This is a genomic window from Paraburkholderia sp. LEh10 (assembly GCF_017814945.1).
In the GTDB taxonomy this organism is placed as follows: domain Bacteria; phylum Pseudomonadota; class Gammaproteobacteria; order Burkholderiales; family Burkholderiaceae; genus Paraburkholderia.
In genome coordinates this window covers 139818-161434 of the sequence record NZ_JAGIPX010000005.1, presented here as the reverse complement: position 1 = coordinate 161434, position 21617 = coordinate 139818, and the positions used below count along the sequence as shown (strand labels likewise).

Annotated in this window: 22 protein-coding genes and 1 pseudogene; 14 read left to right on the top strand and 9 right to left on the bottom strand. The window is 63.2% G+C overall.

What is annotated here, in order from left to right:
- Positions 1-9: 9 nt before the first annotated feature.
- Positions 10-450, bottom strand: coding sequence for an Hsp20/alpha crystallin family protein (locus J8I87_RS06305; RefSeq protein ID WP_209930576.1), 441 nt, complete (start codon positions 448-450; stop codon positions 10-12).
- A 640-nt stretch (positions 451-1090) separates the two neighbouring features.
- On the opposite strand from J8I87_RS06305, the gene deoC reads away from it, so the two are divergent.
- From deoC to J8I87_RS06260, 9 genes are all read left to right on the top strand, one after another.
- A complete protein-coding gene (gene deoC / locus J8I87_RS06300; protein WP_209930575.1) occupies positions 1091-2101 on the top strand; it encodes a deoxyribose-phosphate aldolase in 1011 nt (336 codons plus the stop codon).
- A 13-nt stretch (positions 2102-2114) separates the two neighbouring features.
- On the top strand, positions 2115-4523 hold the full coding sequence (locus J8I87_RS06295) for an aldehyde dehydrogenase family protein (RefSeq protein WP_209930574.1): 2409 nt from the start codon (positions 2115-2117) through the stop codon (positions 4521-4523).
- 69 nt (positions 4524-4592) lie between these two features.
- The gene (locus J8I87_RS06290; RefSeq protein WP_209930573.1) at positions 4593-5063 is read left to right on the top strand and encodes an RbsD/FucU family protein; all 471 of its coding nucleotides are present in this window, start codon (positions 4593-4595) and stop codon (positions 5061-5063) included.
- 5 nt (positions 5064-5068) lie between these two features.
- Positions 5069-6028 carry a ribokinase gene (gene rbsK / locus J8I87_RS06285; protein WP_209930572.1) on the top strand — a complete coding sequence of 320 codons (960 nt, stop codon included), beginning with the start codon at positions 5069-5071 and terminating at the stop codon, positions 6026-6028.
- A gap of 44 nt (positions 6029-6072) precedes the next feature.
- Positions 6073-7092 (top strand): ABC transporter permease, encoded by a 1020-nt coding sequence (locus J8I87_RS06280; RefSeq protein WP_209930571.1) that lies wholly within the window; start codon positions 6073-6075, stop codon positions 7090-7092.
- A 105-nt stretch (positions 7093-7197) separates the two neighbouring features.
- A complete protein-coding gene (locus J8I87_RS06275) occupies positions 7198-8202 on the top strand; it encodes an autoinducer 2 ABC transporter substrate-binding protein (RefSeq protein ID WP_209930570.1) in 1005 nt (334 codons plus the stop codon).
- A 79-nt stretch (positions 8203-8281) separates the two neighbouring features.
- On the top strand, positions 8282-9814 hold the full coding sequence (locus J8I87_RS06270) for a sugar ABC transporter ATP-binding protein (protein WP_209930569.1): 1533 nt from the start codon (positions 8282-8284) through the stop codon (positions 9812-9814).
- Position 9815: 1 nt separating this feature from the next.
- Positions 9816-10862 (top strand): ABC transporter permease, encoded by a 1047-nt coding sequence (locus tag J8I87_RS06265; protein WP_209930568.1) that lies wholly within the window; start codon positions 9816-9818, stop codon positions 10860-10862.
- Between the two features lie 682 nt (positions 10863-11544).
- Positions 11545-11928 carry a hypothetical protein gene (locus tag J8I87_RS06260; RefSeq protein WP_209930567.1) on the top strand — a complete coding sequence of 128 codons (384 nt, stop codon included), beginning with the start codon at positions 11545-11547 and terminating at the stop codon, positions 11926-11928.
- Here J8I87_RS06260 and J8I87_RS06255 read toward each other — a convergent pair.
- Positions 11897-12616, bottom strand: a complete 720-nt coding sequence (locus tag J8I87_RS06255; RefSeq protein WP_209930566.1) for a DeoR/GlpR family DNA-binding transcription regulator — start codon at positions 12614-12616, stop codon at positions 11897-11899. The genes J8I87_RS06260 and J8I87_RS06255 overlap by 32 nt on opposite strands.
- 276 nt (positions 12617-12892) lie before the next feature.
- On the opposite strand from J8I87_RS06255, the gene J8I87_RS06250 reads away from it, so the two are divergent.
- Positions 12893-13330 (top strand): DoxX family protein, encoded by a 438-nt coding sequence (locus J8I87_RS06250; RefSeq protein ID WP_209930565.1) that lies wholly within the window; start codon positions 12893-12895, stop codon positions 13328-13330.
- Positions 13331-13459: 129 nt separating this feature from the next.
- A complete protein-coding gene (locus J8I87_RS06245) occupies positions 13460-13732 on the top strand; it encodes a hypothetical protein (RefSeq protein ID WP_209930564.1) in 273 nt (90 codons plus the stop codon).
- A gap of 136 nt (positions 13733-13868) precedes the next feature.
- Here the strand turns inward: J8I87_RS06245 and J8I87_RS06240 are convergent, their stop codons facing one another.
- Together J8I87_RS06240 and J8I87_RS06235 are read right to left on the bottom strand one after the other, a co-directional pair.
- Entirely contained in the window at positions 13869-15428 is a 1560-nt protein-coding gene (locus tag J8I87_RS06240) for an MFS transporter (protein WP_209930563.1), read from the bottom strand.
- A gap of 109 nt (positions 15429-15537) precedes the next feature.
- Positions 15538-16848 (bottom strand): MFS transporter, encoded by a 1311-nt coding sequence (locus J8I87_RS06235; RefSeq protein WP_209930562.1) that lies wholly within the window; start codon positions 16846-16848, stop codon positions 15538-15540.
- Positions 16849-17114: 266 nt separating this feature from the next.
- Between J8I87_RS06235 and J8I87_RS06230 the strand changes: the two are divergent.
- Both J8I87_RS06230 and J8I87_RS06225 read left to right on the top strand, forming a co-directional pair.
- Positions 17115-17552: pseudogene (locus tag J8I87_RS06230) on the top strand (response regulator transcription factor); the annotation flags it as partial.
- Positions 17553-17698: 146 nt separating this feature from the next.
- The gene (locus J8I87_RS06225; RefSeq protein ID WP_209930561.1) at positions 17699-18265 is read left to right on the top strand and encodes a hypothetical protein; all 567 of its coding nucleotides are present in this window, start codon (positions 17699-17701) and stop codon (positions 18263-18265) included.
- Between the two features lie 8 nt (positions 18266-18273).
- Here J8I87_RS06225 and J8I87_RS06220 read toward each other — a convergent pair whose 3' ends face one another.
- Positions 18274-19359: a tyrosine-type recombinase/integrase gene (locus J8I87_RS06220; protein WP_209930560.1), complete on the bottom strand. Its 1086-nt coding sequence runs from the start codon at positions 19357-19359 to the stop codon at positions 18274-18276.
- Positions 19349-19555 carry an excisionase gene (locus J8I87_RS06215; RefSeq protein WP_209930559.1) on the bottom strand — a complete coding sequence of 69 codons (207 nt, stop codon included), beginning with the start codon at positions 19553-19555 and terminating at the stop codon, positions 19349-19351. Before J8I87_RS06215 ends, J8I87_RS06220 begins: the two co-directional genes overlap by 11 nt.
- A gap of 87 nt (positions 19556-19642) precedes the next feature.
- Here J8I87_RS06215 and J8I87_RS06210 point away from each other — a divergent pair, with 87 nt between their 5' ends.
- Positions 19643-19918, top strand: coding sequence for a hypothetical protein (locus J8I87_RS06210; RefSeq protein ID WP_209930558.1), 276 nt, complete (start codon positions 19643-19645; stop codon positions 19916-19918).
- Between the two features lie 14 nt (positions 19919-19932).
- On the opposite strand, the gene J8I87_RS06205 is transcribed toward J8I87_RS06210, so the two are convergent.
- The 3 genes from J8I87_RS06205 to J8I87_RS06195 are packed head-to-tail and all read right to left on the bottom strand — an operon-like array spanning position 19933 to position 21612.
- On the bottom strand, positions 19933-20862 hold the full coding sequence (locus tag J8I87_RS06205) for a phage Gp37/Gp68 family protein (RefSeq protein WP_209930557.1): 930 nt from the start codon (positions 20860-20862) through the stop codon (positions 19933-19935).
- A gap of 11 nt (positions 20863-20873) precedes the next feature.
- A complete protein-coding gene (locus J8I87_RS06200; RefSeq protein ID WP_209930556.1) occupies positions 20874-21269 on the bottom strand; it encodes a hypothetical protein in 396 nt (131 codons plus the stop codon).
- Positions 21259-21612: a hypothetical protein gene (locus J8I87_RS06195; RefSeq protein ID WP_209930555.1), complete on the bottom strand. Its 354-nt coding sequence runs from the start codon at positions 21610-21612 to the stop codon at positions 21259-21261. Before J8I87_RS06195 ends, J8I87_RS06200 begins: the two co-directional genes overlap by 11 nt.
- Positions 21613-21617: the final 5 nt, after the last annotated feature.

Here is a 21617-nt window from a genome sequence, read left to right as displayed (position 1 = left end):
CACCTCGCATTATTGAACCGTAATCGCACGCGGCTTCGACGATTCGCGCTTGCCGACCGTGATCAGCAGCGTGCCGTCGACGTAGCGTGCCTGCACGTTGTCGGGGTCTGCCTGCTGCGGCAGTTCGACGACGCGGCGGAACTTGCCGGCGAAGCGCTCCTGCGCATACGCGCGGGTGCCTTCTTCCGACGCGGGGCGCGCCGCTTCGCGTTCGCCCGCGATGGTCAACAGGCCCTTGTCGATCGACAGTTCGAGCTTCGACGGATCGATGCCCGGCGCGAACGCGACGATCTGAATGGCGTCGTCCGTGATGCCGACGTTCAAGGCCGGAAACGCGCCGAAACGGTTCGAACGGATGCTGGAAGGGAAGCTGCCGAACGCGCCGGACATCTGCCGCTGCAAGCGGTCGAGTTCGGCGAACAGATCGGTTCCGAAGTACAAGTCACTCATGGTCTCTCTCTCCTCTGAGCGGCAACGCTCGCCGGCCTGGGTGTGCCGGTTCGCCTGTCATGCCGCGACGAAAGTGGATACGTGCAGTGCGCGTCGCCGTCGACGCAGCGCCTGCCTTGTGACTCGATAGATAGGAAACCTCTGCAACTTTTCAAGTGCGGTTTCCGCAAAAAAAAGCGGGCTTGAAAAGGGTGACTGGCGACCTTATCTGACGCGTTTCCGGCTGCCGCTGCCCGTCATCGGCAGCTTCTTGCGGCGGGTCGGCTACCCCGCTTGGACGAACCGTTCAATCCGACGTCGTCTGCGTGCCGGCGTCGCAGCCGATCCCGCCTTCGAGCGCGCCGCGTCCGCCGCGCCAGGTATGTGACGGCCGCCTTCTCCCCTTGTGATCTGTCTGTCATCGCGCGCGACCCGTCGCACCGGGCGCGCCCTGGTGAAAACACCAATCTCCCCGTCCGGTGCCGGTGAAAGCGCCGCCAGGCGGCGCTTTCACCGGCGCGCGGCGCTCGATGGCCGATTACGAGGGCTGGAAACGATCGTAACGACGCTTGTTAGAATCATATCAACCGATGTACGATGCCTGCGAATAAACCATCAGCTGTTGCTGTGCAATGCACAAACCTGTGGACGTTTCATTCTCATGCCTGAAGCCCCAATCCTGTCTTCGTCGGTAGTCGCGTTGCGGCGCCCAACCCCTGTTCATCCCGCGCGCAATCCTGGCGTGCCGTTCGATCTCGCCTGGCTCGATGGGCTGCGCGTGAACCAGTCGGCTGTCGAGCGCCGCACGGCCACGCTCGGCACGCGCCGCACCGTCAAGAAAGACGCGCAGGCCGGCTGGCTGCTGAAGGCCGTGACCTGCATCGATCTCACGACGCTCAACGGCGACGACACGGAAGGCCGCGTGCGCCGTCTGTGCGCGAAGGCGAGGCAGCCCGTGCGCGCCGACATTCTCGCGGCGCTCGGCGTGCCGTCGCACAGCATCACGACGGGCGCCGTGTGCGTCTATCACCGCTACGTCGCGGCCGCCGTCGATGCATTGCGCGGCACGGGCATTCCCGTCGCGGCCGTGTCGACGGGCTTTCCCGCCGGTCTGATTCCGCATCCGCTGAAGTTGAAGGAGATCGAGGCATCGGTGGCCGACGGCGCGCAGGAAATCGATATCGTCGTCACCCGCGAGCACGTGCTGACGGGCAACTGGCAGGCGCTCTACGACGAGGTGCGCGAGTTCCGCGACGCATGCGGCGAAGCGCATCTCAAAGCGATTCTCGCGACGGGCGATATCCAGACGCTGTCGAACATCGCGCGTGCATCGATGGTCTGCATGATGGCGGGCGCCGATTTCATCAAGACGTCGACGGGCAAGGAGGGCGTCAACGCGACGCTCGAAGTGTCGCTCGTGATGGCGCGCATGATCCGCGAATATCACGCGCGCACGGGCATCCTGATCGGCTTCAAGCCGGCGGGCGGTGTGTCGGATGCGAAGACGGCGCTGTCGTATCAGATCCTGATGAAAGAAGAACTGGGGCGCGCGTGGCTCGAACCCGAACTGTTCCGCTTCGGCGCGTCCAGTCTTCTCGCCGATATCGAACGCCAGCTCGAGCATTACGCGACTGGCCGTTATTCCGCCTTCAACCGTCACCCCGTAGCCTGAGCAGATCGATCCCATGAGCGTAGCCGAGTATTTTTCATCGATGGAGTACGGTCCCGCACCTGAGGACGATCAGCCCGCGCGCGCATGGCTCGCGCAGCATGACGCGACGTTCGGTCATTTCATCGACGGCGGATGGCGCGCGCCCATTGCAGGCGAGCGCTTCGCATCGCACGAGCCCGCGACGGGCGAGCTGCTCGCGCATGTCGCGCAGGGCGACGCCGCGGACATCGACGCCGCAGTCGCTGCCGCGCGCGCCGCGCAGCCAGGCTGGTTCGCGCTCGGCGGCGCGGGCCGCGCGCGGCATCTGTATGCGCTCGCGCGGATGGTGCAGCGTCACAGCCGCCTTTTTGCGGTGCTCGAAGCGCTCGACAACGGCAAGCCGATCCGCGAGACGCGCGACATCGACATTCCGCTGGTCGCGCGGCACTTCCTGCATCATGCGGGCTGGGCGCAGCTTCAGGACAGCGAGTTCAAAGACTTCGCGCCGCTTGGCGTGATCGGCCAGATCGTGCCGTGGAATTTCCCGCTGCTGATGCTTGCGTGGAAGATCGCGCCCGCCATCGCGACGGGCAACTGCGTCGTGCTGAAGCCCGCCGAATACACGCCGCTCACCGCGATGCTGTTCGCCGAGCTTGCGCAGCGCGCGGGGCTCCCGAAGGGCGTGCTGAACGTGGTGACGGGCGACGGACGCACGGGTGCGGCGCTCGTCGAGCATCCGCGCGTCGACAAGATCGCGTTCACGGGCTCGACGGAAGTGGGCCGCCTGATCCGCGCGGCGACGGCGGGCACGGGCAAGTCGCTGACGCTGGAGCTGGGCGGCAAGTCGCCGTTCATCGTGTTCGACGACGCGGACCTCGACGGCGCGGTGGAAGGCGTCGTCGACGCGATCTGGTTCAACCAGGGGCAAGTGTGCTGCGCGGGCTCGCGGCTGCTCGTGCAGGAAGGCGTCGCGGCGCGCTTCATCGACAAGCTCAAGCGCCGCATGGCGACACTGCGCGTCGGGCCGTCGCTCGACAAAAGCATCGATCTCGGCGCGATTGTCGACAAGGTGCAGCTGGAGCGCATCGCGTCGCTGGTGGAAGCGGGGCGTCGCGAAGGTTGCGAGATCTATCAGGCGCCGGAAGCCGCCGTGCCCGCCGACGGCTGCTTCTATCCGCCGACGCTCGTCACGGGCGTCGCGCCCGCCTCGACGCTCGCGCAGGAGGAAATCTTCGGCCCCGTGCTCGTGACGCTGACATTCCGCACGCCCGACGAAGCCGTCGCGCTCGCAAACAACACGCGCTACGGGCTCGCCGCGAGCATCTGGAGCGAGACCATCGGCCGCGCGCTCGATATCGCGCCGCGCCTTGCATGCGGCGTCGTGTGGGTCAACGCGACGAATCTGTTCGATGCGGCCGTCGGCTTCGGCGGCTATCGCGAGTCGGGCTACGGACGCGAAGGCGGCCGCGAAGGCATCTACGAATACGTGAAGCCGAAGGCGTGGCTCGCGCTCGAAGAACGCCGCCCGGTGCATCGCGTGACGGATGTTTCGCGGCAGGCGCACGAAGCACACGAAGTGCCGCGCGCCGCCGATGGGTTCGCGATCGACCGCACGGCCAAGCTCTTCATCGGCGGCAAGCAGGCGCGGCCCGACAGCGGCTATTCGCTGTCCGTCCATGGTCCCGATGGCGCGATCGTCGGGGAGGTGGGCGAGGGCAATCGCAAGGACATCCGCAATGCCGTCGCGGCGGCGCGCGGTGCGCAGAAGTGGTCGCAGGCGAGCGCGCACAACCGTGCGCAGGTGATCTACTACCTCGCCGAAAATCTCGCGGTTCGCGCGCACGAGTTCGCGCATCAACTGGTGATGCGCACGGGCGCGAGCGACGACGAAGCGCGCCGCGAAGTGGACGCATCGGTGACGCGGCTCTTCACCTATGCTGCGTGGGCCGACAAGTTCGACGGCGCGGTGCATGCGCCGCCGCTGCGCGGCGTCGCGCTCGCAATGAACGAGCCGCTCGGCGTGATCGGCATTGCGTGCCCGGACGAAGCGCCGCTGCTGTCTTTCATTTCGCTGGTCGCGCCCGCGCTCGCGATGGGCAACCGCGTCGTGGTCTTGCCGAGTTCGTCGAGTCCGCTTACAGTGACCGACTTCTATCAGGTGGTCGAGACCTCGGATGTGCCCGCGGGCGTGCTCAACATCGTGACAGGCGAACGCGCCGCGCTGCTTCCGGCCCTCGCGAAACACGACGACGTCGATGCGCTGTGGTGCTTCGGTTCCGCGCAAGATTCGGCGCTGGCCGAACGCGAGTCGGTGGGCAACCTGAAGCGCACGTTCGTCGATCATGGCCGCGCGTTCGACTGGTTCGACGCGGCAAGCGTCGGCCCGGCGTTCCTGCGCCATGCAACACAAGTCAAGAACATCTGGATACCGTATGGCGACTGATCGCTTTCAGATCGCCTGACGGGGCCTCGAAGGACAATAGCGCGCCAACCGAATAACGGAGGAGACAACGTGCTGAAGAATCTGGACCCGCTGTTGAATGCCGATGTGCTCCACGCGCTGCGCGCGATGGGCCACGGCGACGAAGTCGTGATCTGCGACGCGAACTTTCCGGGCGACTCGGTCGCGCGGGAAACCGTGACGGGCAAGCTGCTGCGGCTCGACGGCGTCGATGCGGCGCGCGCGATCCGCGCGGTGCTGTCGGTGCTGCCGCTCGATACCTTCGTCGACGATCCTGCGTTGCGCATGGAAGTGGTCGGCGAACCCAACACGATTCCCGCTGTGCAGCGCGAAGCGCAGGCCGAAGTGAACAAGGCCGAAGGGCGCGAGGTGCTGTTCGTCGGCATCGAGCGCTTTGCGTTCTATGCGCGCGCGAAGAAGGCGTACTGCGTGATCGCCACGGGCGAAGCGCGCGGCTATGGCTGCTTCGTGTTCAAGAAGGGCGTGCTGCTCGCGCCGGATGCCCCCGCTGCGAAGGACTGAACACGATGGCCATGCAACAGAAAGAAGGCCGCGTCGTGATTCTCGGCATCTACGTGACGGATCTCACGTTTCGTGCGGACCGCATGCCGCTGATGGGCGAAACGGTGGCGGGCAATGCGTTCAAGATGGGCCCCGGCGGCAAGGGCTCGAACCAGGCCGTCGCGGCCGCGCGCGCGGGCGCCGATGTGGTGTTCTGCACGCGCATCGGCAACGATGCGTTCGGCGCGATCGCGCGCTCGACATGGGACGCGGAAGGCATCACGGCGCGTGCTTGCGTGATCGACGGCGCATCGACGGGCGCGGCGCACATCTTCGTCGACGACATCACCGGCAAGAACGCGATCATCGTGGCGTCCGGTGCGGCGGGAACGATGAACGCGGGCGACGTCGATGCGATCGAAAGCGATATCGCATCGGCGCGCGTGTTCGTCACGCAACTGGAGCAGCCCGTCTGCGCCGCGAAGCGCGGACTCGAAGTCGCGCGCAAGCATGGCGTGACGACCGTGTTCAATCCCGCGCCCGCGCTGCCGCTCGACGACAGCATCTTCCCGCTGTGCGACTACATCACGCCGAACGAAACGGAGACGGCCGCGTTGACGGGCATCGAAGTGAACAACGTCGACGATGCGCGCCGCGCCGCCGACATGCTGCTGAAAAAGGGCGTGCGCAACGTGATCGTGACGCTCGGCGAAGCGGGCGCGCTGTTGCACTCGGCCGAACAGTCCGTGTTCGTGCCCGCGTTCCAATGCGGGCGGGTCGTCGAAACGGCGGGCGCGGGCGACGGCTTCACGGGCGGCTTTGCGGCGGCGCTCGCGCGCGGCGCGGATGCCGTCGAAGCGACGCGTTTCGGCTGCGCGCTGGCGGGCATTTCGGTGACGCGGCCGGGCACGGCGCCTTCGATGCCGATGCTCGCCGAAGTCAACGAAGTGCTGGCACGCTCGGGCCATCCGCTTTCAACGTATTGAGCGCGCGCCGCTGTGCGGCGCGCCGTGAAGGAGTTCGTTTCGACATGAAGTCCTCGCTTTCCACTGGCCTCTTTCACGACCGGCAACTGAATTTTCTGCTGGCCGTCAATGTGCTCGTCGTGCTGGTCGCAACGTGGGTCTCGCATGGCCAGTTCGTCTCGCTCGACAACCTGCAGTCGATGGGCGGCCAGTTGCCCGAACTCGGCTTGCTTGCGCTCGGCATCATGCTGTCGATGGTGTCGGGCAACGGCGGGATCGATCTGTCGGGCGTCGGGCTGGCGAACCTGTCGGGCATGGTTGCCGCGCTGATCGTGCCGAAGTTCATCAGCGGCGACGATGCGCCGATGCTCTATACGGGCGCGTTTTGCGCGATCGTGGTCTGCATGGGCCTGATCGGCGGCTTTATCAACGGCGTCGTGATCGCGCGTCTGCGCCTCACGCCGATTCTCTGCACGCTCGGCACGCAACTGCTGTTCACGGGCTGCGCGGTGGTGCTGAGCAACGGCGCGTCGGTGCACGTCGATTATGTCGAGCCGCTGTCGGACATCGGCAACGGCACGTGGCTCCAGGTGCCCGTATCGTTCGTGATCTTCATCGCCGCCGTGATCGTGCTGGGCTGGCTGCTCAGGCGCAGTCCATTCGGATTGCGCCTCTATCTGATGGGCACGAACCCGAAGGCCGCGTTCTATACGGGCATTCCGCGCGCGCGGATGCTGATCGTCACGTACACGATCTGCGGGCTGCTCGCGTCGCTGGCAGGGCTGATCAGCGTCACGCATACGTCGAGCGCGAAGTGGGACTACGGCAATTCGTATCTGCTGATCGCGATCCTCATCGCAGTGATGGGCGGCGTGAATCCCGCAGGCGGTCATGGCCGCATCGTCTGCGTGTTTTTCGCGGCGACGGTGTTGCAGTTCCTGTCGAGCCTTTTCAATCTGCTCGGCGTTTCGCAGTTCTTCGGCGATTGCGCGTGGGGCTTCCTGCTGCTGTTGTCGCTCGCGTTCGCGGGCGGCGAGCGCGTGCGCGCGATCTTCGGCTTCGCGCAGCCGAACCAGCGGCGATAGCGCGGCATCAACGGTTTCAGCGGACATCGGTGCCCTGGATTTCCGCAGATGTGCACATGAAGGGGCGACTTGAACCGAACGACTAAAGGCAAAGGAGACAAACGCATGAAACTGACCCGACTGAGCGCCGCGCTTGCAGCGGGCGCGCTTGCCGTGGGCGTGATCGCCGCCGCGCAGGCCGCGACCAACGAAACGATCGTCACCGTCGTCAAGGTGACGGGCATCAACTGGTTCAACCGGATGGACGAGGGCGTCAAGGAGTTCGCAAAGGACAATCCCGGCGTGCAGGCGTATCAGACGGGACCGGGCCGCGCGGACGCCGCGCAGCAGTTGAAGATCATCGAAGACCTGATCGCGAAGAAGGTGACGGCGATCGCCGTCGTGCCGTACGATCCGCCGACGCTCGAACCCGCGCTGAAGAAAGCGATGGATCGCGGCATCAAGGTCGTCACGCATGAGGCGGACAACGCGAAGAACACGATGGTCGACATCGAGGCGTTCGACAACAGCGCATACGGTGCGGGCCTGAACGAGCGCCTCGCGTCGTGCATGCATCAGGACGGCAAGTGGGCGGTGCTGGTCGGCTCGCTCGGCAGCCGCTCGCAGGTGCAGTGGGCCGACGGCGGCATCAACAACGCGAAGGCACGATATCCGAAGATGAATCTCGTCGAGCCGAAGCTCGAAACGAACAACGACGGCGAGAAAGCGTATGAAGTCGCGAAGGAAGTGCTGCGCAAGCATCCGGACCTGAAGGGCTTCCAGGGTTCGTCGTCGCTGGATGTGATCGGCATCGGCCGCGCCGTCGAAGAGGCCGGCATGCAGGGCAAGATCTGCGTGTACGGCACGGGCCTGCCGACGGAAGCGGGCAAGTTCCTCGAAAGCGGCGCAGTGAACGGCATCGCATTCTGGGACCCGAAGCTCGCCGGTATCGCGATGAACAAGGTCGCGCAGATGCTGGTTGACGGCAAGACCGTGGAGAACGGCGCGGATCTCGGCATTCCGGGTTATACGAAGGTGTCGGTCGTGAAGGGGCCGGGCAAGGGCATCATCGTGCGCGGCCAGGGCTGGGTGAACGTCGACAAGTCGAACTACAAGCAGTACAACTTCTGATCGCGGCATGACGGCGTGCGGGCTTCCATCAGCGAGCGCCCGCACGCTTCGACATTCATCTGGAGCACGGCTTCTCAGCATGAATCAACACGTTTCCTCTACGCCGTTTCTGCAGGTGGTCGGCGTCCACAAGCGTTTCACGGGCGTGCATGCGTTGCGCGGCGTGAGCCTGTCGTTCGAGCGCGGGCAGATCTATCACCTGCTCGGCGAAAACGGCTGCGGCAAGAGCACGCTGATCAAGATCATCTCCGGTGCGCAGCCGCCCGATGAAGGCGAGCTGATCGTCGAAGGCGTGAGCCACGCGCGGCTTTCCGCGCTCGAATCGCTCGCGGCGGGCATCGAGACGGTCTATCAGGACCTGTCGCTGCTGCCGAACATGAGCGTCGCGGAAAACGTCGCGTTGACGTCGGAGCTCGCCGGGCACAACGGGCGGCTCACGCGCACGTTCGACCGCAAGGCGCTCGCCCGCACGGCGTCGAAAGCGCTCGAAGCCGTGGGCCTGCCCGGCGACGCCGGATTCCAGTCGACGCTGATCGAGCAACTGCCGCTCGCCACGCGGCAACTCGTGGCGATTGCGCGCGCGATCGCGAGCGAGGCGAAGTTCGTCATCATGGACGAGCCCACCACGTCGCTCACGCAAAAGGAAGTGGACAACCTGATCGCCGTGCTCGGCAATCTGCGCGCGCAAGGCGTGACCGTGCTGTTCGTGAGCCACAAGCTCGACGAGTGCTATGCGATCGGCGGCGAAGTGATCGTGCTGCGCGACGGCCAGAAGATGGCGCAAGGCCCGATCGCCGATTACACGAAAACGCAGATCAGCGAACTGATGACGGGACGTCATCTGTCGAGCGAACGGTATCGCGACGGCGAAGTCGGCAAGGAAGTCGTGCTCGACGTGCAGGGCTTCACGCGCGGCGCGCAGTTCCGCGATGTGTCGTTCGCGCTGCATCGCGGCGAGATACTCGGCGTGACGGGCCTGCTCGATTCGGGCCGCAACGAACTGGCGCGCGCGCTGGCGGGTGTCGCGCCCGCCGACGCCGGCAAGGTCACGCTCGAAGGCCGGCCTGTCGCGTTGCGAACGCCATCGGATGCGAAGAACCATCGGATCGGCTATGTGCCCGAAGACCGCCTGAACGAAGGGCTTTTTCTCGACAAGCCTATCCGCGACAACGTGATCACCGCGATGATCTCGAGCCTGCGCGACCGCTTCGGCCAGATCGACCGCACGCGCGCGCAGCAACTCGCCGAGCAGACCGTGAAGGATTTGCAGATCGCCACGCCCGGCGTCGACAAGCCGGTGCAGTCGTTATCGGGCGGCAACCAGCAGCGCGTGCTGATCGGCCGCTGGCTCGCGATCGATCCGCGCGTGCTGATTCTGCATGGGCCGACTGTCGGCGTCGATGTCGGCTCGAAGGACATCATCTACAAGATCATGCAGAAGCTGTCGCAACGCGGAATCGGCATCATATTGATCAGCGATGACTTGCCCGAGTTGCTGCAGAACTGCGATCGCATTCTGATGATGAAGAAGGGCCGCGTGGCGAGCCAGTATCGCGCGGACCAGTTGAACGAAGCGCAGCTGTATCACGCGCTGCTGTCAGAGGCTGCATGAGATGTCGTCTATCATGAACCGGACCGTGACTACCTCCAACGTCGTCGAAATCGCGCCCGAGGTCAAGCCGCCCACATGGCGCGCGAAGCTCTCGCGTAACCCGGAGTGGTTTACCGTGGGGCTGATCGCCGCGATGTGCTTGATTGTCGGCGCGATCAATCCGCGCTTCTTCCAGCTCGCGACGCTGTTCGATCTGTTGCATTCGGCGACGACGATGTCGTTGTTCGCGCTTGGCACGCTCGTGGTGCTCGCGTCGGGCGGCATCGACGTGTCGTTCACGGCGATTGGCGCGCTGACGATGTATGCGATCACGAAGGCCGTGTTCGCGTGGTGGCCCGATGCGCCGTTCGCGCTGATTCTGATTGTCGGCGCGCTGGGTGGCATTGTGCTTGGCGTGATCAACGGCGTGCTCGTGCACCGGCTGAAGGCGCCATCGCTGATCGTGACGATCGGCACGCAGTATCTGTATCGCGGGATTCTGTTGACGTTCATCGGCACGACGTTCTTCATGAACATCCCGCATAGCATGGATCATTTCGGGCGCATTCCGCTGTTCTTCTATCACACGGCGGATGGGTTGCGCGCGGTGTTGCCGGCGTCGGTGCTCGCGCTTGTGATTGCGGCGGGTGTGACGTGGTGGTTGCTGAACCGCACGATGATGGGGCGCGGTGTCTATGCAATGGGCGGCAGTCTTGCGATTGCGGAGCGGCTTGGTTATAACCTTCGCGCGATCCATTTGTTCGTGTTCGGTTATACGGGGATGCTGGCGGGTATCGCGGGCATTTTGCATGTGTCGAACAACCGGCTTGCCAATCCGTTCGATCTCGTCGGGACGGAACTCGACGTGATCGCGGCGGTGATTTTGGGCGGCGCCCGCATTACGGGTGGAACAGGGACAGTGGCGGGCACGCTGCTGGGCGTGGTGCTGGTGACGCTGATCAATAGCGTCCTGATTCTGGTTGGTGTGCCTAGCACGTGGCAGAAGGTGATTATTGGCGCGTTCATTCTGATCGCTGGGACGTTGTTTGCTTTGCAGAGGAAGAGTTAGGTTTTCTGTCTGCGATGCGGTGGTTTTTTTGCCCTTGTGCGGGCATCCGCGAATGCGGTTTGCTTTGCCGCTATCGCTGGCACCCGCGATTGCCGTTTGTTTTTGCCGCTATCGCTGGCATCCGCGATTGCCGTTTGTTTTTGCCGCTATCGCTGGCATCCGCGATAGCGCCTCGCGGCGCGGGCGTTGCCCCTGTGCGGGGCGGCACTTCCTTTCTTTGCCGCGGCAAAGAAAGGAAGCAAAGAAAGCCGCTCACCCCGCCAATGCTTGACCGTTATCCACGGGCTCCCAACGCCCCCGCACTTCGCATGGCAGCGTGCTGAACTTGCCCGTTGCCCACGCGCTGATTGAATGCCTCACCCGCTTCACGCGCTCGTACAGGGCCTACCGTTCCCGGTATTTCAGTGCCCTATGCGGCAAACGTATGTCGGTTGTCGCGCCTCGCGGGGCAGCGCTCGCACTGTGCAGAGACGTCACGCAGCGAAGGTGTTCTGATGGCGCGACGGCCTACATAGGTTTGCCGCATGGGGGCACGGGATAATCGAGGGCGCGGTCTGCAAGGCGGATGCATGAAGCGGGTGAGACGCCGCTCAGTGCGCAGGCAACGGACGTGGGGGAGCAAGCTGCCGCGATAAACATGGGGATGTTGAGGGCCCGTGGGTAACGGTCAAGCATTGGCCGTGTGAGCGGCTTTCTTTGCCTCCTTTCTTTGCCGCGGCAAAGAAAGGAGGTGCCGCCCCGCACAGGGGCAACGCCCGCGCCGCGAGGCGCTATCGCGGATGCCAGTGATAGCGGCAAAACAGCAAAACAGCAAAACAGCAAAACAGCAAAACAGCAAAACAGCAAAACAGCAAAACAGCAAAACGGCAAAATAAACCTGCCACCGAAAGCGGCAAACCAAACGGCATCTAGGATGCCTGCGCCAGGAGAGGCGCCCCGCAAAGCCGCCGGGCGTCGCAGACAAAACCATCACAAACCAAACCTCATCACAAACCAAGCCTCATCACAAACCAAACCATCACAGACAAAAACGCTCATGTCCTCTTCTGCTGCCCCTTCTCCGTAATGATCGAAGCAAAGTCCTCGACCTTCGAAAAACGGACGGCCTTCACCACACCGAGCTTGCTGCTGTCGACGACAAGATGGCTCTCTACCGCGCTAGCCATCGCTGCCTGCTTCAAGGCGACCTCATGAAAATTCCAGCACGTCACGCCGCGCACGTCATCTACGCCGCCCGCCGAAATAAACGCCTTGTTGATACCCATGCGCCGCAACATCTCGATGCTTTCCTCGCCGGAAAACGAATCCGACGACGGCACATACATGCCGCCCAGCAAGATCATCCGCACGTTCGGCTTGCGCCGCAAAATCTCCGCGACGTTCAGCGAATAGCAGATAACCGTCACATGCATCTCGTTGGGAATCAGGCGCGCAAGCGTGGTCAGCGTCGTGCCGCAGTCGATAAACAACGTCTCGTTGTTGCCGATCAGCTTCGCCGCAATCGCCGACGCTTCCGCCTTGGCCTGCGCGAAATGGTCCTTTTCCTGCTCCAGTGAATACCCGGCCGTGTTCGGCACATCCGTCGCACTCACAATGTAGCCGCCCAAATACGTGAAATGGTCCGGGCTCGCCGCGATGTCCCGCCGCACCGTCATTTCCGACACGCCTAGCAGCGTCGCCGCGTCGCGCAGGCGCATCACGTTCTGTTTCGCCAGAGCATCGGCGAGCATGCGCAGACGTTCAGTTTTCAACATGGCACAGGTCTCTTCAACGCGATGCTGGATAGCGAAGGGCGCGTTAGATTTTGTTCGATTTCCTGAGAGGATTATAACAAACCTGTGCAACGGCTGGCCGGCGAATTTCTATGTCGCTTGCGCGCGCCGACTCCGCGCCGACTCATTGCGAACGAGAGTCAGCCTATTCAGATCGCCTTGGAAAAGCCGTGCGTTGCACTTATTCTGACTGCAACGCCCGGGAACTGAAGACGTGCCGCCCGGTCTTCTGCTTAATTCAAATCAGGAGCCACACCTATGACGCGTCCCGTCGATTCCGGCGTAATTCTTCTTGCCCGCCTTGCGCTTGCTGTGCTTTTCCTGTGGGGCGGCATCATGAAGCTGATCGGTTACGCAGGCTTTGTCGGCTATCTGCAATCGAAGGGAGTGCCGTTCGTGCAGGTCGCAGCGCCGATTGCGACGGCCGTCGAGGTGGTAGGCGGGGTGTTTCTCGTGATCGGCTTCAGAATCCGCGCGCTCGGTCTTTTCATGGCCGCCTACACGGTGGCGACCGCAATTCTCGGACACGACTTCTGGAACATCACCGACGCCGCCATGCAGCGCGACACGGTCATCCATTTCTGGAAGAACATCGGCATTGCAGGCGGCTTCCTGCTGCTGTTCGTGACGGGCGCGGGACGGATCAGCGTCGACGGCGCGCGCGCGCCCAGGGGAGGGCTGAGCAGCAGCTTGTGATGGTTGCACGCGCAGCCGCATCGGCCGGCCGGAGTGCCCATTCGCGACACGTGGCGCGTGCGGGCACCATTCGTGCGGCGCATCGGATGCAACACCACGGCAAGCCAGTTCGACTAAAAGGAGCACGCGATGATTCAAGCTTTCGACCATAAGATCGGCGGCACGGTCATGCAGTTTTGCGCGAGCCTCGGCGAAGGTCCGACGCCGCATCGCGTGATCATCAGCCGCGCCGACACGGCGGAGACGCTGGTGATCCTCGACGCAGCCGGATTGATCGGCTCGATCAAGGTGGAAATCGAAGAGCCCGAGAAGCTCGTCGCCGATGCGATCCGCAAGGTGCAGAGCGAAGGGCTCATCGAGAAGGCGCTCGACACGGGCGCAATTCAGGAAACTACGCTTTAGTCCGGCCTTCAGTCGCCACTTCAATCCGCACTCAATCCGCACTTTTCCTGTTCATTGAAGACGGCAACACCCACGACGCGTCGCGTTCCGTGGGTGTTGTGCTTTTTGCGGCGAGCGTCGGCGGCACGCGATGCCGTCACTTGCTGGCGCTTGACGGCCGGTTGCACGCGCGGCCCTCTCGCGTGCGGCGGTGCGCGTGCGGCTCGGGATGCACGAGGCACGCGAGCGCGAGCGCGATCAGCAGCAGACACGACGAGATCAGCGTCGATGCCTTCAGCCCCGCGACGATATGCGCTGCGCCCGATGCGCCTGTCGCCCCCGCCGCGCTCGCGAGCGCACCGAACGCCGCGACGCCGACTGCGCCGCCCGCCTGCCGCGCCGTGTTCAGAACGGCCGATGCCGTGGCCGCCCGCTGCGCGTCGACGGATGCGAGCACGGCCGTCGTCATCGCCGGGACCGCGAGGCCCATTCCCGACGGGATCAGCAGAAACGGCACGAGCAGCGTCCACAACGGCGAGGCGGCTTCGACGAAATGCAGCAAGCCGTAGCCGAGGGCTGCCGTGACCGCGCCTGCGACCATCGGCACCCGCGCGCCGAAGCGGCCAACCACCCAGCCGCTGGCGACGTTCGAAATCAGGAATCCGCCCGTCAGCGGCAGGAACGCGAGACCGGCCTGCAGCGCCGTTTCTCCCCGCGCATGCTGCAAATAGAGACTCAACACGAACACGACGCCGTAGTACGTCAGATTCACGCAGATGCCGAACAGCACGGCCGAACTGAACGTGCGGTTGCTGAAGAACGCAAGCGGCAGCATCGGCGTCTGGACGCGCCGCTCGGTGAAGATGAATGCGGCCGTCGCAAGGAACGCGATCACGAAGCCGCCGCCGACGAGCGGATGCAGGAAACCGAGCGGCCGCCATTCGATCACGGCGCCCGTGAACGCCGTCAGCGCGACAATCGCAAGCAGTTGGCCGGGGGAATCGATGCCGCCGGCCGTTCCGCCCGCATCGCGCGATGACGGCGGGGCCGAAGACGCGGTCGGCGGACGGGTTGGAGAGCTGGTTGGCGTACCGCTCAGCGAAGCCGGCAACCAAGCGAAAGTGGCGAAAAGCCCCAGCGCGCAGATCGGCAGATTCACAAGAAAGATCGCCCGCCAGCCGAACCCGGCGATCAGCAGCCCGCCGATCACGGGGCCCGCCGCAATAGCAATCGCGCCCGCCGCCGTCCACAAGCCAACGGCACGGGCGCGCAGCTTCGGGTCGTGACCACATGCCTGGTTGAGCAACGCCAGCGAGTTCGGCAGCATCGCGGCCGCGCCCACGCCTTGCACGGCGCGCGCGGCGACGAGCGTCGACGCATCGAACGCGAGCCCGCAGGCGAGCGACCCCGCCGCGAACAGCCCGATCCCACACGCGAACATGCGGCGCGCGCCGAAGCGGTCACCGAGCACGCCCGCCGACAGCATCAGCACCGCGAACGCGAGCGTGTACGCATCCACGATCCATTGCAGGCCCGTGACATTCGCGTGCAGGTCCGCGCCGATCTTCGCGAGCGCGATATTGACGATCGTCACATCGAGCTGCGTGACGACGAACCCGACGCTCACCGTCGCGACGCTGCGCGCGAGCGCCGGTGTGAAATGAGGAGCAGGTGCAGGGAAAGGGTTCATGCGTCGATGATAGGGCGGCCCTGCCATCCGACGTTTCGGACCGGTTTGAACAGTCGATGCGGCGACGTCCAGTCCGCGAGTGGCCGCAAGCGGCGTGCCCGTGACACGCCGCTCGCGTCTTCGCATTTTTTTGCTGCTACTGCGCTGCTGCGTCCTTCTTCACGCAGCACGCCGTCAGTGCGCCGATCACGCACAGCGCGCCGACATAGAGCGCGGGCGCGAGCGGATTCGACTTCATCATCAGCGAAACGACGATCGGCGTCAGGCCGCCGAACACGGCATACGCGACGTTGTACGAGAACGAGATGCCCGAAAAGCGCACAACGGGCGGGAACGCGTTGACCATCACGAACGGCACCGCGCCGATCACGCCGACGAACAGCCCCGCGACCGCGTAAAGCGGCACGAGCATCGCGCTATCGATGGCGAGCTGCTCGAACAGCGCATAGTACGACACGCCGAGCGCAACGCAGCCGACGGCGATCGTGCGGCCCGCGCCGAAGCGTCCGGCGAGTGAGCCCGCCAGCACGCAGCCGATGGTCAGGCACAGCGTCGCGACACTGTTGGCGAACAGGGCCGTGGCGGGCGCAATGTGAAACTGCTTTTGCAGCAGCGTCGGCGTCATCAGAATCACGACCACGATGGCGGCCGACAGCATCCACGTCAGCAGCATCGATACGATGACGGCGCCGCCATGATCGCGCAGCACGGCCTTCAGCGGGATTTCGGCGGCGAGCGACTTGCGCTGCTTCATCTCGGCGAACACGGGTGTCTCGTGCAGCCAGCGGCGCAGGTAGACCGAGAACAGGCCGAACACGCCGCCGAGCAGGAACGGAATGCGCCATCCGTAGTCGGCTATTTCGGCGGGCGCGAAATGTCGATTCACAGCCGAGGCGACCAGCGAGCCCAGCAGAATGCCTGCCGTGAGGCCCGCCGTCAGCGTGCCGCACGCATAGCCGACATGGCGCTGCGGCACATGCTCGGACACGAACACCCACGCGCCTGGCACCTCGCCGCCGACGGCCGCGCCCTGCATCACGCGAAACACGAGCAACAGCACGGGCGCCATGATGCCGATGCTCGCGTAGGTGGGCAGCACGCCCATCAGCAAAGTGGGGAGAGACATCAGCAGCACGCTCAGCGTGAACATGCGCTTGCGGCCAAGCAGGTCGCCGAAGTGCGCCATGACGATACCGCCCAGCGGCCGCGCGAGATAACCGGCGGCGAAGATGCCGAAGGTCTGTAGCTGCCGCAGCCAGTCGGGAATCGATTGCGGGAAGAACAGTTGTCCGATCGCGGGCGCGAAGAACACGAAGATGATGAAGTCGTAGAACTCGAGCGCGCCGCCGAGCGCGGCGAGGCTGAGGGTCTTGTAGTCGTTGCGGGTCAAAGGGCGCGCGTGCGCGATGTCCCCGGCGTGTGGTCTACCCAGTTCTGTTGCTTGCATTGCCTGTCGTTGTAGTGAATAGAAAAGCCGCGCATTGCGCGCGGAGCACGGCGGTCGTCAGGCGGGGAGTGCGACAGTGCGGGGGTAGGGCACGGGACACGGCACGCCGGCCCGGATAAGGCGGCGTGATGACGATTTTGGCCAGCCCGCGATTTTACAGGATGTAATTTGTCGCAGAATCTTTGCAAATTCGGACAAGTCTGATGGGCTTAACCCCTGTGCCTGAAGAAAATCGCGATCCTGGACCAATCGACGGGGAACACTCCATGCGTATCGCCATACTTCAGCGTGATTCCGTGCAGGGCAAGTTGCTGGAAAAAATCATCGTGCAGGCCGGCCACAGTTGCGTTCTCTACGAGGACGGCCTGGCGCTTTCCAAGGTGCTCGCGCGAGCCACAGTCGATCTGCTCGTGCTCGACTGGCACGCGCTGCGCCTGTCGGGCACGGACGTGCTCAAGGCGGTGCGCTCCGTCGGCGGCGAACGCATGCCCGTGCTCTTCGCTTCGGCGGACGGTTCGGAAGAGAGTGTGGTGCGCGCGTTCGTGCTGGGCGTCGACGACTATGTCACGCTGCCCGTGCGGCATGCCGAGTTTCGCGAGCGGATCTCCGCGCTGCTGCGCCGCGCGTATCCGGAGCGCTACGGCAGGGACAGCTTCGACGTCGGTCCGTATCACTTCGATAGGGGGCATCGGTGGGAAACCCTTGTCCCGCCTAGCCTGTTCAATGCTTGTTTAAAATTTGTTCAAAACTAGACACCCGAGCGGTATACCAAAGCTCATCGGCGCTTGCGTACAATTGGCGGCGCGTCCGAGGGCGGGCGCATAAAAACTCAAACTAGCGGGGGCGAGAAATGGCGCAACTGACAAGCGAACAATTGGCGTTTCTGAAATCCCAGAAAATTTCACTGTCGTTGCTGTTCGATGCAACTGGGCTATCTCAATCGCAACGGGAAGCGGTGATGCGTCAAATGGACAAGAAGTTCTATTACGGAGGAGCCGCGTGCCAAAAGGCAGGCCATACCCTTCGAACAAAGGCGGGCCACTGTATCCAGTGCGATACGTCGAAGATTGCGTATCAGTTGCGTAGCTCGGACCCGGGATACGTCTATCTCGCCCATTCGAAGACGACGGGTTACGTTAAGGTCGGTTTTAGCAAGGAGCACCCACAGGACCGCTCGTTGACTTTGCGTAACGAGGCATACGGAAACATCAAAGACTGGGACATAAAAAAGATCGTCCGACTTGAACGAAACGCGGGGCGACACGAGTTTGCCGTTCACGAACTGCTTGAGTCGTATCGTGCGCCTGTGGTCTATGAAAAAACATCCGGGAACTTTGTTGAGTGCCGCGAGATTTTTAAATGCGATCTCGCGGCTGCCTTGGCCACTTTCTCGTCAGTGCTGGATCGTGCCAGTTGAAACCGCGATTACGTCCCTGCAATTTTGACTCTCAGAGGTTCCAGGCCCCGTGAATTGGCGTACAGATCCGCCATCGCATCGGTCAGGTGGCCGAGCAACGCTTTCGTGTCTACGCCGCCCTGTTCCAAGTAAGTCCGTTTCGACAGGCTGCGAATCTCGTGAAAAGTCGGTTCATCCTCGGCCGTGTAGCCAGCGAGCCGCCTCGCCTCCAGAAATTTCTCTGAAATCGTTTTCAGCTTGATCTTCGACCCGCGCGGCGCTTTCACATTGCCGCGGATGTGATGGATCAGGTATTTGCTGACAACGCCGGTCGACTTGCAACGTGCTATCACTTCCTCGAGCGAATAGCCGATCGCGTTCATCCGGAGCGCGAGCGGAATGGCGATGCTCACTTCAGTTTTCGCGCGCGTGACAACGGCTTCACTGCCCTTGACGGACGATCGCTCCCAGCGGCCGATGGTCGACAATGCCTGTCCGGACACCAGCGCGAGCAGCATCGCGTTCTCCAGCCACGGAGCGACCTCCGGAGCCTTCGCGAGCGTCGCCTTGAAGACTTCCATCGTCATCCGCTTGCGTTTCACCTTCACCTTCGCCTTGTCAGTCGCCTCGGCGGGATTCTTTTCCATCCAGCCGAGCGCCATGCCGCGTCGGCAGACGGCCCGCATCCGGCTTCGCACGTTGACCGACCATTGCATCTTCCCGCGCGCTTCGATCGCTTCGAGCATGTCTGCAACGTGCTTCGTCGTCAGCGCCGAGCACTTGATATGGCCGAGGTTCTCGCGGATCACCTTGTCCTGATGCCGGCGCGCGGCTATCGTCGCCGGCTTCACGTCCGTGTTGGGCATCTTGAGCAGCAGATCGGCGATGGTTTCCTCGCCTGCCTCCATGCGCTCGACCAGCCGCTTCGTCGGGACAATCTCCTTCGCCTTTGCGTTGGCCTCGAGCACCTCGAAGATCGCCTGCTCAATCGGCACATAGCCGAGCGACAGAGTCTTCTTCGTGACCGGGTTCCGCCAGACGTAGTAGCCGGGCCGGGGCTCGTGCAGGTTTTCCGGCCAGTTCGCACGACGCCGGATGCGCGGTCTAGCTGCCATGGCCGAATGCCCGATGAACGAGTCGCGGCTTTTGAACGCCGTCGCGGAAAACGGCGCCTTCTTCGACGTAGTATGAGCGGCCGACCTTGACGGGTGCCGGATAGATCTTGCCGGCGTTGACCCAAAGCCGAGCCGTGCGGATAGCGGGCGCCGGATCGAATTCGCGCTTCAGCCATTCATCAAGTCGGATCTTCATTAGATACCCCAGTGTTTTCTCGTTGTTTCGATTACTCGTTGTGCTGCTTGTGTCATGCTAGATTTCGGCCTGAAGACGGAGGCGACAATGGTTAATGAAGTTCAAGGATTTCGTGTATTCAATCCACATGTCGGCACACGCGATGGCCTGGAGTTCACTGCGAGTCATAACCATGTCGATCTCCCGTGCTTCATTTCGGGCACAGCGCTTGGCATTCTTCGCGGCAACATCAAAGGAAGCTTAGAAGACGTCTTCAATGAGCGTTGGAACTTGATCGCGCTTGCCGTCTCGCGCAAGTCGGTCTCGACGCCAGCGGGTCAAGAGATCGTCGTGAACAGTGCCGACGTGATGGCTCCCGGTTGATGGCGGGGTGAACGTCATACACCACCTCTAGGGAATTGATCATGGGTGCGGCCGTCGAGCAGGCGGCCGGCGGCTTTCTTACCCACGTGCGCCATGAGGGCTGCAGCGCGCTGGCCGTCCTGCTCCGAATAAGCGACACCGTCGCTCCACATCAGGCGTCGATTCCCGATGCCCGGATCGCAATCGTCCGCGTCTGCTGGCATCCATTCGCCCCATTGCTTGAAGAGGAACCGCACGCCTGCAGCTGCGCATTGATCGCGTAGCGAGCGCGCCCATGCGGGATTGATCGGGCGCGCGCCGTGGCCGCTTTCTCCGCCCACGATCACCCAATCGACTCCCTCGATCAGGGGCGGCAATACTGGCTCTCGCGTCGGATGGAACTGGTCCAGCTGAACCGGCCCGAGAAGCGGCTCCATTGACAGAAAGCGCACTCGCGCGGGCACCTTGAGTAGCTTCGGGATGTCGCGATCAGCTTCGGCCTGGCTGACGATCGTCGCTCCGAGCCAGACGTTGTCGCGACCTGCGAGCCAGTCGTGCGATCGCGCGCGAGCGACCATCTCAAACACGTTGCCGATCCGCTTTGTGAGAAGCAACCAAATCAGATTTGGCGTCAGTTCGATCAGGTCGAACAGATCGCGGCGCCACGCCGGATCGACGGCGTTATCGAATACGTCGGCGAGCGAGGCGCAGAACACGCGCTGGCGGCGGCCATGCTGCGCGAAGAATTCGGCATGCGCCTTGTTCCATTGCAGCGGCCTACGCCAATTCGCGGGCGATGTGCGACGCCGCAGCGCGCCCGGCCCCCAGTTGATCGCGGTGCCGCCTGCGAACCGGGCATTACGCGTCTCGGCATAGCAGTGATCGCAGCCCGGCCCGACTTTCTGGCAACCTTCCCACGGGTTGAACGTGTGGTCGGTCCACTCGATTTTGCTGTTCTCGCTCATGCTACGATGCCTCAAAAAACGGGGGTGTTATGGGTGCAAGCTTCAAAGACGATCACGCTTTGGAAACCTACAAATCGATGATCACGATTTCCGTCGAAGCCTTTAAGCTGATGGCGCTCTTGAACGGTGGGGCCGCCGCAGGGATCATTGCCGCGTACGACAAAGTCAGTGCAGCAGTCGATCCCGGATCTCTCAAGCTCTCGATTTGTATGTTCGTTCTCGGCTTGGTTAGCATCGGCGGAGCGTTCCTCAGCTCGTATCTCACTCAGATCGTCCTTTTCAATGAGTTGCTGGGCTTCAAGGATCCGGAATCGCATATGCCCACTCTGAAACTGGGATTGGCGTGTGTGATTGTCAGCCTTGCATTCTTCAGTGCGGGGGCTTTGGTTGCCGCTTTCAATATTCATGAGACGACTCCTGCTCTTCGGATGCCGCGATAGCAGCGTCGATGGCGGCGTCGGCGTCACTTTCCGTCAGCACAACCTGATCGTCGTCGCCCGTTCCCATGATCTGGACGATTACGAGCGAACCGCTGTTGCACTCTCGAAGGTGGTGATACCGCTCCGCATCCTTCGCCATCGCGCTGTCAGCGACAGGGGCGGCGTCTGCCAATTCGCGTTTGAACTGCTCGCCGATTGCGTCGACGAGTTCCATTAGGTGCATTGCCTGCGCGCTGTCGGCCTTTACGCCGCCTTCGATGGCGTTGCGGAGCGTGGCCAGCTTGTCATCTATCGTTGGATAGTCGGTCATGATGT